Source organism: Streptomyces albidochromogenes, assembly GCF_005981925.1.
GTDB lineage: Bacteria > Actinomycetota > Actinomycetes > Streptomycetales > Streptomycetaceae > Streptomyces > Streptomyces albidochromogenes.
This window is the reverse complement of sequence record NZ_VBVX01000508.1, coordinates 1-2,689: the sequence shown is the minus strand read 5'-3', so window position 1 is coordinate 2,689 and position 2,689 is coordinate 1. Positions and strand designations below refer to the sequence as shown.

The 2,689-nt window shown below is 77.8% G+C and carries 1 protein-coding gene and 2 pseudogenes; 2 read left to right on the top strand and 1 reads right to left on the bottom strand.

Features of this window, described 5'->3' with window-relative positions; genetic code table 11:
• Nucleotides 1-623: 623 nt before the first annotated feature.
• A pseudogene (locus E2E34_RS33225) lies at nt 624-2,186 on the bottom strand (AfsR/SARP family transcriptional regulator); the annotation flags it as partial.
• 120 nt (nt 2,187-2,306) lie between these two features.
• On the opposite strand from E2E34_RS33225, the pseudogene E2E34_RS37180 reads away from it, so the two are divergent.
• Nucleotides 2,307-2,387: pseudogene (locus E2E34_RS37180) on the top strand (NAD(P)H-dependent oxidoreductase); the annotation flags it as partial.
• A gap of 54 nt (nt 2,388-2,441) precedes the next feature.
• A complete protein-coding gene (locus E2E34_RS37175; protein ID WP_341870248.1) occupies nt 2,442-2,648 on the top strand; it encodes an NADPH-dependent FMN reductase family protein in 207 nt (68 codons plus the stop codon).
• Nucleotides 2,649-2,689: the final 41 nt, after the last annotated feature.

Below are 2,689 nucleotides of genomic sequence, written 5' to 3'. Positions count from 1 at the left end.
CGTGTACGCCGCCCCCGCGCCGGCGGCCCCGGTCGCGGTCAGGCGTGGGCGTCGGGGGGCAGGGCGCGGCCTCGGGCGGTTGCCTCCTCGAACGCCTCGGCCCCCAGCGCCGCCCGCGCCAGCGCCCGCGCCCTGTCCACGTCCGCGCGCTCGGCCGGCGGCAGGGTCGCGGCCACCGAGGCGCGCAGGGCGGCGGCCGTGCCCAGGAGTTCGGCCGCCTCGGTGGCCGCACCCGCGAGCGCGTGCGCCCCGGCCATCCCTTCCAGGGCCAGGGCCACCGCGCGCGGGTCGGCGGTCCGGCGGGCCGCCGCGAGTCCCTCCCGGTGCAGCGCCAGCGCCCCCTCGGCGTCCCCGCGCTGTTCGGCGACGTAACCGATCTGCGCGAGGATCAGCGCGGCTCCCGAGTCGACGCCGAAGCGGCGGTTCCACTCCAGCCAGGGGCGCAGGTGCCGCTCGGCGGTGTCGAGGTCGCCCCGGCGGCGGGCGCCGAGGGCCAGGCCCGTCTCGGCGAACTGCTGGGCCGGGCGGTGGGACTGCTCCGCCGCGAGCCGCCCGGCCCGCTCGTGACAGTCGGTGGCCCGCGCGTCGTCCCCGGTCAGCAGCGCGACCCGGCCCAGCCGCGCCCGCTGGCGGGCCGGGGCGTCGCGGCGCACCTGGTTCAGCAGCCGGAAGCGGTCGTGCAGGCGGTCGGCCAGGGCGTGCACCCCCAGGGCCCGGACGCGCGTCGCCGCGAGTTCCAGGGCGAGCGGGATGCCGTCGAGGCGGCGGCAGATGAGCGCCACGGCTTCGGCGTTCCCGTCGTCCAGCACGAACCCGGGCGCCGCCGCCGACGCCCGGGCGGCGAAGAGCCGCACCGCGTCGGCCTCGTCGAGCGGCGCCACCGCGTCCAGCACCTCGCCCGCGATGGCCAGCGGCTCCTGGCTGGTGGCGATGACGCGCAGTCCCGGCGCCCGGCGCAGGAGCTGCTCCGCGAGGGCGGCGACGGGCTCCACGACGTGCTCGCAGTTGTCCAGCACGAGCAGCAGCGGCCGGGTCCCGATCGCCCCGGCGAGCCGGTCGGCCGTGGCGGCCGCGCCGCCGGCGGGCCCCGCGTCGCGCGGGGTGTCGTCGCGTACGCCCAGCGCCGCCGCCACGCTCTCCGCCACCGGCGCCGCGTCCCCGCCCCGCACACCGGCGAGTTCGACCAGCCACACGCCGGCCGCGAAGTCGTCGGCGAGCCGCGTCGCGGCCTCCAGCGCCAGGCGTGTCTTGCCCACGCCGCCGGGGCCGGTGAGCGTGACCAGCCGGGCCCCGGCGGCCAGCTCGCACACCCGGGCGACCGCGTCGTCGCGCCCCACCAGCGCCGTGACCGGGGCGGGCAGGTTCGTACGGGGCGGTCCCCCGTCGGCGGCGGCCGGGACGGGTCCGGGAGGCGAGGACACCCGGGAAGGAGCGGCGGCCAGCGCCGGGTCCTGCTCCAGCACCGCCTGGTGGAGGGCGGTCAGTTCGGCGCCGGGGTCGAGGCCCAGCTCGTCCGCGAGCCGCTCCTTCAGGTCGCGGTAGGCGTCCAGTGCCTCCGTCGGGCGCCCGGCCCGGTAGAGCGCCCGGATGTGGACGGCCCGCAGCCGCTCCCGCAGCGGGTGGAGCGCGACCCTGCCCGCCAACTCGTCGGCCAGTGCCCGGTGTTCCCCCAGTTCCAGGCGCAGCTCCGCGAGTTCCTCCTCCACCGTGAGCCGCCGCTCCTCCAGGCGGGCGGCTTCGGCCCGTACGAATCCGGCGTCACGGAAGTCGGCGTACGCCTCCCCGCGCCACAGCCCGAGCGCCTGGGCGAACAGGTCCGCCCGCACCGCCGGCGCGCCGCTCCCCCCACCGGCGGTGCGGGCGCGGGCGGTCAGCGCGTCGAACCTGGCCGCGTCCACCGCCTCGTCGGCGACGCGCAGCGCGTATCCCGCCGGACCGTACGCGACCAGCGCGCGGGCGCCGGGCCGCGCCTTCTCCAGGGCCCCACGCAGCTGGGAGACCTTGGTCTGGAGGGAGTTGCCCGGGTTTCCCGGCAGGGTGTCCTCGCCCCACAGGTCGTCGATCAGCCGGTCGGCCGCTACGGGCCTGCCGTGGTGCACCAGCAGACGGGCGAGCAGCGCCCGAACCTTGGGCTCGGGCACGGCGACGGGTGCGCCGTCGTCCGTGGTCACACGCAGGGGGCCCAGAACGTCGAATCACATGCCGCCCACGCTAATGCGCCCGCGTGCGGGGCGGTTGGGCGGCTGTGCGCGGCACGACGGCTGACGGTGAGGGTCCGTCAGTGGTCCCCGGCGTCCGTCGTCGAGGCGGCGGACACGATCGTGGTGGTCTTCCCGCTGTGGTGGTTCGGCCTGCCGGCCGTGCTGAAGGGGTGGATCGACCGGGTGTAAAACCACGGCTTCGCGTACGGCCGGAGCGTTCCCCGCCTGCGCGGGAAGCGGATGCTGTGGCTCACACTGGTGAGTTACGAGGAGCGGCATTTCGTCGAGCTGGGCTGGGACGAGGTGGTGGGGCGGCTGCTGCGGGCCGGCATCTCGGAGTTCTGCGGCATCGAGGACGCGCGGGTGCACTTCGTGTACGACTCGCTGAAGGTGGGCGCGGGGGCGCTCAAGGAGGCGGACGCGGCGCTGGACGCGTTCGGGAAGTGACGGGGGCGCGGAGCGGGCGCGGGGGGCCCGGGGCTCGGCCC